7 protein-coding genes are annotated in these 7,747 nt (G+C 63.4%); 4 read left to right on the forward strand and 3 right to left on the reverse strand.

Annotated elements, in window-relative coordinates:
* Window positions 1-152 precede the first annotated feature (152 nt).
* Together ACODSV_RS29235 and ACODSV_RS29240 are read left to right on the forward strand one after the other, a co-directional pair.
* A complete protein-coding gene (locus ACODSV_RS29235; protein WP_489047040.1) occupies window positions 153-2,192 on the forward strand; it encodes an oxidoreductase in 2,040 nt (679 codons plus the stop codon).
* 58 nt (window positions 2,193-2,250) lie between these two features.
* A complete protein-coding gene (locus ACODSV_RS29240; protein ID WP_150055308.1) occupies window positions 2,251-3,141 on the forward strand; it encodes a 1-aminocyclopropane-1-carboxylate deaminase/D-cysteine desulfhydrase in 891 nt (296 codons plus the stop codon).
* Here the strand turns inward: ACODSV_RS29240 and ACODSV_RS29245 are convergent.
* The 3 genes from ACODSV_RS29245 to ACODSV_RS29255 all read right to left on the reverse strand — a co-directional run bounded on the left by ACODSV_RS29245 (window position 3,138) and on the right by ACODSV_RS29255 (window position 5,764).
* Entirely contained in the window at window positions 3,138-3,683 is a 546-nt protein-coding gene (locus tag ACODSV_RS29245; protein ID WP_102624843.1) for a cytochrome b, read from the reverse strand. The genes ACODSV_RS29240 and ACODSV_RS29245 overlap by 4 nt on opposite strands.
* Window positions 3,684-3,797: 114 nt before the next feature.
* Window positions 3,798-4,625 carry a phosphonoacetaldehyde hydrolase gene (gene phnX, locus ACODSV_RS29250; RefSeq protein ID WP_150055307.1) on the reverse strand — a complete coding sequence of 276 codons (828 nt, stop codon included), beginning with the start codon at window positions 4,623-4,625 and terminating at the stop codon, window positions 3,798-3,800.
* A gap of 29 nt (window positions 4,626-4,654) precedes the next feature.
* Complete coding sequence (locus tag ACODSV_RS29255) at window positions 4,655-5,764, reverse strand: 2-aminoethylphosphonate--pyruvate transaminase (protein WP_150095167.1); 1,110 nt, start codon at window positions 5,762-5,764, stop codon at window positions 4,655-4,657.
* Window positions 5,765-5,889: 125 nt separating this feature from the next.
* On the opposite strand from ACODSV_RS29255, the gene ACODSV_RS29260 reads away from it, so the two are divergent.
* Both ACODSV_RS29260 and ACODSV_RS29265 read left to right on the forward strand, forming a co-directional pair.
* Complete coding sequence (locus ACODSV_RS29260; RefSeq protein WP_150055305.1) at window positions 5,890-6,798, forward strand: LysR substrate-binding domain-containing protein; 909 nt, start codon at window positions 5,890-5,892, stop codon at window positions 6,796-6,798.
* Window positions 6,799-6,907: 109 nt separating this feature from the next.
* Complete coding sequence (locus tag ACODSV_RS29265) at window positions 6,908-7,615, forward strand: YebC/PmpR family DNA-binding transcriptional regulator (RefSeq protein ID WP_069076539.1); 708 nt, start codon at window positions 6,908-6,910, stop codon at window positions 7,613-7,615.
* The last annotated feature ends 132 nt before the right edge of the window (window positions 7,616-7,747 follow it).

Consider the following 7,747-nt stretch of genomic DNA (forward strand, 5'->3'; position numbering starts at 1 on the left):
CTTGCCAAGGGGCACTGTGCATTTGGATCAATAACTTGTCAGTTTCAGTCATTGAGCCGTCATCCCTCGCCTCTTAGTCTGTGGGACATAAACCGATGACGGGCCCTACGAGCCTGCCACACCCCCGTGATGATCCGTTGTGGAGCTTGACCATGACCGCTGCTGCGTACCCGCACCTGCTGGCCCCGTTGGACCTGGGTTTTACCACCTTGCGCAACCGTACCCTGATGGGCTCGATGCACACCGGCCTGGAAGAGAAACCGGGCGGTTTCGAGCGCATGGCGGCCTATTTTGCCGAGCGCGCCCGTGGCGGCGTGGGCCTGATGGTCACCGGCGGCATTGGCCCGAACGACGAAGGCGGGGTGTATGCCGGCGCGGCCAAGCTGACCACCGAGCAGGAGGCGCAGAAGCACAGGATCGTCACGCAGGCCGTCCATGACGCGGGCGGCAAGATCTGCATGCAGATCCTCCACGCTGGCCGTTATGCCTACAGCCCCAAGCAGGTCGCGCCGAGTGCGATCCAGGCACCGATCAACCCGTTCAAGCCCAAGGAGCTGGACGAGGCGGGCATCGAAAAGCAGATCCAGGATTTCGTCACCTGCTCGCTGCTGGCTCAGTCCGCCGCGTACGACGGCGTGGAAATCATGGGCTCCGAAGGCTACTTCATTAACCAGTTCCTCGCCGCTCATACCAACCACCGTACCGACCGTTGGGGCGGCAGCTACGAAAACCGCATGCGCCTGGCGGTCGAGATCGTGCGCCGGGTGCGCGAAGCGGTGGGCCCGAACTTCATCATTATCTTCCGCCTGTCGATGCTCGACCTGGTCGAAGGCGGCAGCACCTGGGAAGAAATCGTGCAGTTGGCCAAGGCCATCGAGCAGGCCGGCGCCACGCTCATCAACACCGGGATTGGCTGGCACGAAGCGCGTATCCCGACCATCGCGACCAAGGTCCCCCGTGGCGCCTTCAGTAAAGTCACCGCCAAGTTGCGTGGCGCGGTGCAGATTCCGCTGATCACCACCAACCGCATCAACACCCCGGAGATTGCCGAGCAGATCCTTGCCGAAGGCGATGCCGACATGGTCTCGATGGCACGACCGTTCCTCGCTGACCCGGAGTTCGTCAACAAGGCCGCTGCCGGTCGCGCCGATGAAATCAACACCTGTATCGGCTGCAACCAGGCCTGCCTGGACCACACCTTTGGCGGCAAGCTGACCACTTGCCTGGTCAACCCGCGGGCGTGCTACGAGACCGAGCTGAACTACCTGCCGGTGAAACAGATCAAGAAAGTCGCCGTGGTCGGCGCCGGCCCCGCAGGCCTGGCAGCGGCTACCGTGGCGGCTGAGCGCGGCCATCAAGTCACGTTGTTTGATTCCGCCAGCGAGATCGGCGGCCAGTTCAATATCGCCAAGCGCATACCGGGCAAGGAAGAGTTCTTCGAAACCCTGCGCTACTTCAAGCGCAAGCTGCAGACCACCCACGTCGAGGTGAGCCTCAACACCCGTGTGGATGTCGCGCAACTGGTGGCGGGCGGCTATGACGAGATCATCCTGGCCACCGGCATTGCGCCGCGTACCCCGGCGATCCCGGGTATCGACAATGCCAAGGTGCTGAGCTACCTGGACGTGATCCTTGAGCGTAAGCCGGTGGGCAAGCGCGTCGCGGTGATCGGTGCCGGTGGCATCGGCTTTGATGTGTCGGAATTCCTCGTGCACCAGGGCGTCTCCACCAGCCTGGACCGTGATGCGTTCTGGAAAGAGTGGGGCATCGACACCCAACTGCAAGCCCGTGGCGGCGTGGCCGGGATCAAGCCCGAGCGTCATGCACCGGCGCGCGATGTGTTCCTGCTGCAACGCAAGGCTTCCAAGGTCGGCGACGGCCTGGGCAAGACCACCGGCTGGATTCACCGCACCGGGTTGAAGAACAAGCAGGTGCAGATGCTCAACAGCGTCGAATACTTGAAGATCGACGATGAGGGCCTGCATATCCGCATCGGCGCCGAGGGCGAGCCGCAGCTGTTGGCGGTGGACAATATCGTCATCTGTGCCGGCCAGGATCCGTTGCGCGAATTGCAGGACGGCCTGGTCGCCGCGGGCCAGCACGTGCACTTGATCGGCGGTGCCGATGTGGCGGCCGAGCTGGACGCCAAGCGCGCCATCAACCAGGGCTCGCGCCTGGCGGCCGAGCTGTAAGGAACCGAGGCGGGGCGGTGTTAGACTACCGCCCCTTTTTCATGCAGATGTTCCCCCGATGGGTCCCTTCGATTGGCTTCCCTGTGCGCCGCTTGAACCCTTGCCGCTGGACTGGCTGATCGGGGTTGAACTGGCCGTGCTGCGCCTGGACCGCATCGACCCGCTGATCAGCGGCAACAAGTGGTTCAAGCTCACCGGGCACTTGGCCCAGGCGCAACAGGCCGGTGCGAACGGAATCATCAGCCTGGGCGGAGCGCACTCCAACCATTTGCACGCGCTGGCGGCGGCGGGCAAACGCTTCGGTTTCCCTACCGTCGGCCTGTTGCGCGGCCATCCTCAAGACACCCCCACCGTGGTCGACCTGAAAGCCTTCGGCATGCAGTTGCATTGGCTGGGGTATGGCGGCTATCGCGCACGTCACGAACCTGGATTCTGGGCACCATGGCGTGAGCAGTATCCGGACTTACATCCTGTGCCCGAAGGCGGCGGCACGCTCTGCGGGGCGTCGGGGTGTGGCGTGTTGGTCGAGCAGGCTCGCGCCCAGTTGGGCAACCTGGGGTGGGCGGATTACACGGCCTGGTGGCTGGCGGCGGGCACTGGCACCACCCTGGCGGGCCTGGTGCTGGCAGAGGCAGGTGCGCATCCGGTGTTTGGCGCAATGGCGGTGCCGGATGATCACGGTGTCGCGCAAAACGTGCAGGCCATCGTGCAGCAGGGATATGAACTGCTGGACGCCAGCCGGGGTGGGTTTGCCAAGGTCGACCCACTCCTGCTCGACTTTATCGACGCCACCGAACAGGCCTGCGGTGTGCCGCTCGAGCCGCTGTACACCGGCAAGGCGTTGCTGGCGTTGAAGCAACAGGTCGAGGCCGGACGCTTCGGTCGCGGCACTCGCCTGATCTTCATCCATACGGGCGGCTTGCAGGGCCGTCGTGGGATTGGCGCCTAGCGCTTGGGCATCATGCGCAACACCGTGTTATCGCGCATGAAGTAATGGTGGTAAAGGCCGGCCACCGCGTGCAGCCCGATCAACCAATAACCGATCGAACCGCCCAGTTCGTGCCATTCCTTGATCTGCTTGGCCAGGTCCTTGTTTTCACCGATCAGCGGCGGTAACTCGACCCCGTAGAACATCACGGAATGCCCTTGGGCGCTGACGATCAGCCAACCGGCGATCGGCATGCCGATCATGAACACATACAGCGCCAGATGCATCAGGGTCGCCAGCGAGGACTGCCATTGCGGGGGGGCCGGAACGATCTTCGGTGCAACGCCCAGGCTGCGTGCAAACAGGCGCAGCCACACCAGCACAAACACGGTCAGGCCGAACATGAAGTGCATTTCGACGATCAACGCCCGCCCGCCACTGCCTTTGGGAAAGATCCCGCGAAACTCAATGCAGGCGTAGACCACCGCCAGCAACACCACCATCAACCAGTGCAACGCAATCGACATGGTGCTGTAGCGTGTATCGGAATTTTTCCACGGCATCGCTTTCTTCCTCACTCATCAGGGCAAACCTCCGTTCTTTGGCGACGAAGTCCTTTTACTGTAAGCCTGTTTTGCCGGATTTGCCCGACGCGAATGCCGTTGTGTTGACCTTGATCAGTGCGCTTGCGGCATTTCACCGCGCGCCAGGCGCTGGTTGATGTCCGTGATCACCGCCGGCAGGTCGCTGATGGTGTCGATCAGGTAGTGCGGGCGCGAGGCTTGGAACAGCGTCTCGATGCGCGTGCGTTCGCTGGCCAGGGTGGCGCTGTCCAGTGCGCGAAATTGCGCGTAGGTCAGGCCCAGGGCGTTGCCGGAGCAGGTCAGGGCCACGGTCCACATCCCGGCGCGGCGGCCTTCGAGAATGCCCGGGACGGTGTCGTCGACCTTGACGCAGGCCGCCACATCGTCAATGCCCAGCGCGATCACGTTGGCCAGGGCCTGGGCCGGCCATGGACGGCCATTGGGGACTTCGTCAGTGGCAACCACGTGGTCGGCGCTATAGCCGTTGCGGGCCGCCAGGGCGACAACCTTGTCCATCACTGGCTTGGGGTAGCCCGAGCAGGAACCGATCTTGATCCCCTGCGCACGCAGCGCCGCGATGGTGTCGAGGGCGCCAGGGATCAGGGCCGAGTGCGTGGCGATTTTCTCGATCTGCAAGGGCATGAAGCGCTGGTAGATGGCGGTGACGTCGTCATCGCTGGGCGTGCGGCCGAACACCTTGCGGTAGCGCTCGGCGACCGCCGGTTGGTCGCAGAGGGTGCGGATATGGTCCCACTTGCCCATGCCCATCGGGCCACGGGCTTCTTCGATCGAGACGTGTACGTCGAACTCGGCGAAGGCTTCGACAAAGATCTGCGTGGGGGCGAACGAACCGAAGTCGACTACGGTGCCAGCCCAGTCGAGGATGACGGCCTGGAGGGTGTTGGGGGTTTGATAGTTCATGGGTCGAATCCTGTGGGTCATGGGGAGAATCAAATGTCCAACACTTCCATCTCTTGCAGCACCTGGGCGACCGCCGCCACCGCCGTCTGCATCTCGGCGATATCGACGTGGCCGATGCAGCCGACACGGAAGGTCTCGACCTCGGTCAATTTGCCGGGATACAGAATGAAACCCTTGGCCTTGACCCGTTCGTAGAACACCTTGAACTGGTAGCGCGGGTCTTTTGGCGCGTGGAAGGTGACGATGATCGGCGCCTGGATCGCTGCCGGCAGGAAGCTGCGCAGGCCCAGTTCGGCCATGCCGTCGAGCAACGCCTGGCAGTTGTTGGCGTAGCGCTGATGGCGCGCGGGCAGGCCGCCCTCTTCGTGGTAGTGCAGCAGCGCTTCGTGCAGGGCGGCGACCACGTGGGTGGGCGGGGTGAAGCGCCACTGGCCGGTCTTGGCCATGTAGCTGTGCTGCTCGAACAGGTCCATCGCCAGGGAGTGGCAGTTGCCTTGGGCGGCGGCCAGCGCCTGTTTTTCGGCGAAGACAAAGCCCATGCCGGGCACGCCCTCCAGGCATTTGCCCGAGGCGGCGATCAACGCCTCGAACGGCACTTGGCGGGCATCGATCGGCAGTGCGCCGAACGAGCTCATGGCGTCGACGATCAGGCGCTTGCCGTGGCGTTTGACCACTTCGGCGATCTGCGGCAGCGGATTCAGAATGCCGGTGCTGGTTTCGCAGTGGATCAAGGCGACGTGGGTGATGGCCGAGTCGGTGTGCAGCAGGCGGTCGACGTCGGCGGCGGTAGTGGGTTCGTCCTCGGCGGTCGCAAAGGTGCTGAACGTACGGCCGAGTACTTCACAGATCTTCGCCAGGCGTTTGCCATAGGCGCCGTTGATCAGCACCAGCACCTTGCCGTCGCGGGGCACCAGGGTGCCGATGGCGGCTTCGACGGCGAAGGTGCCGCTGCCTTGCAAGGGGATGCAATGGTGGCTGTCGGCACCGTTGAGGATCGCTAGCAGTTGCGCGCAGGTGCTGGCAGTGAGTTGGTTGAAACGCTCATCCCATGATCCCCAATCCACCATCATTGCCTCGCGAGTGCGGGCAGAGGTGGTCAAGGGGCCAGGTGTCAGCAGGATCGGCGCGGCAGTGCTCATCTCAAGTCCTTGCAAGCTGGTTGGGGGTGAAGCTACGGCGCCTAAATTGCAGTTTGGCTTGTTATCAATCAAATTGTTTGTTGTTATGCGAGCTATCAGTCAGGCCGATAGCCAGGTCAATCCCCATGAATCTGTTCCAATTGCGCGCATTCGATGCCGTGGCCCGCGAGGGCAGCTTTACCCGTGCGGCAGCGCGGCTGTTCATCAGCCAGCCGGCGGTTACCGGGCATATCAAGGCCCTGGAGGAGCACTACCAGATCCCGCTGTTGCGTCGCACGGCGCGGCGGGTCGAGTTGACCGAGGAGGGCGCGCGCCTGGCGGCGATCACGCGCGCGATCTTCGGCCTGGTCGACGAGGCGCAGACCCTGCTGGAGGCCAATCGACAATTGCTCTCCGGGCGCCTGGAAGTGGCGGCGGACGGCCCGCACCTGGTGATGCCGATGATTGCCAGCCTGCGTGCGCGTTACCCCGGCATCACCGTCAACCTGCGCTTGGGCAATGCCCAGGAAACCCTGGCGGCGTTGCTGGCCGAGCACGTGGATGTAGCGGTGCTGACTGAGGTGGAGCCGCGCAATGGCTTGCACCTGCACCCCTTGGGCGAGTCGCGGATTTGCGCGTTGGTACCGGCCAGCCACCCGTGGGCGACGCTGCCCAAGGGCATTGGCCTGGAGCAATTGAACGAGGTGATCATGGTGCTGCGCGAGCCCGGCTCCATCACCCGACGCACCTTCGACGACGCCTGCCTGGCGACCAATGTGCAACCCAGGGTGTTGCTGGAACTGGACAGCCGCGAGGCGGTGACCGAAGCCGTCGCGGCTGAATTGGGGGTTGGCGTGGTGTCGTCGATGGAGGTCAGCCAGGACCCGCGCGTGCAGGCGGTGCCGATCCGCGGCGAGGGGCTGCTGAACCGGCATATGCTCGGGTGCATGGAGCGGCGCCGGTCGTTGCGTTTGATTCAGGCGTTCTTCGAGCTGGCGCCGATGAGGGGCTTGGTGCCGGAGCAGGATGCGACGATCAAACCCTTGCGAACCTGAGGGGTATGGCCGGTTTTTGGTGGATCAGAGCGTTTTTGCCCTATAAACTCTGCCCCCAAAGCGCCGGCCAGTAGACGTTTCGGCGCGATGGACGAGAAGAGAGTGAGTCATGGGCGCACAGTGGAAAGTCAAACATAAAGAAGCGGCAGCCAATGCCAAGGGCAAGATCTTCGGCAAGCTGGTGAAAGAGATCACCATCGCCGCGCGCAATGGCGCCGACACGGCGACCAACGCCCACCTGCGTCTGGTGGTGGAACAGGCCAAAAAGGCTTCGATGCCCAAGGAAACCCTGGACCGCGCCATCAAGAAAGGTGCCGGCCTGCTGGGTGAAACCGTGCAGTACCACCGCGTGACCTACGAAGGGTTCGCCCCGCACCAGGTGCCGTTGATCGTCGAGTGCGTCACCGACAACATCAACCGCACCGTGGCGGAAATCCGCGTGGCCTTCCGCAAGGGCCAACTGGGGGCTTCCGGCTCCGTGGCCTGGGACTTCAACCACGTTGGCCTCATCGAAGCGTCGCCGGACAGCCCGGACGCTGATCCGGAAATGGCCGCGATTGAAGCCGGCGCCCAGGACTTCGAAGAGGGTGAAGAAGAAGGCACCACCCTGTTCATTACCGAGACCACCGACCTGGACGCCGTGCAAAAAGCCTTGCCGGAGCAGGGCTTCACCGTACTGTCGGCCAAGCTGGGCTACATCTCGAAAAACCCGGTGAGCGGCTTGACCGACGCGCAGATGGCGGAAGTCGAAGCCTTCCTCGAAGGTCTGGACAACCATGACGACGTGCAGGATATGTTCGTCGGCTTGGCAGGCTGATTGAGAGCTGAATAAGCTCGGCTTGAATGTGGGAGGGGGCTGGCTCGCGATGGCAGTGGGTCAGCCAACATACCTGTCAACCGTGCCACCGCCTTCGAAGCCTCGCTAAAGCTCGACATCTCCCACAGGGGA

The sequence above is a fragment of the Pseudomonas sp. FG86 genome (assembly GCF_057808775.1).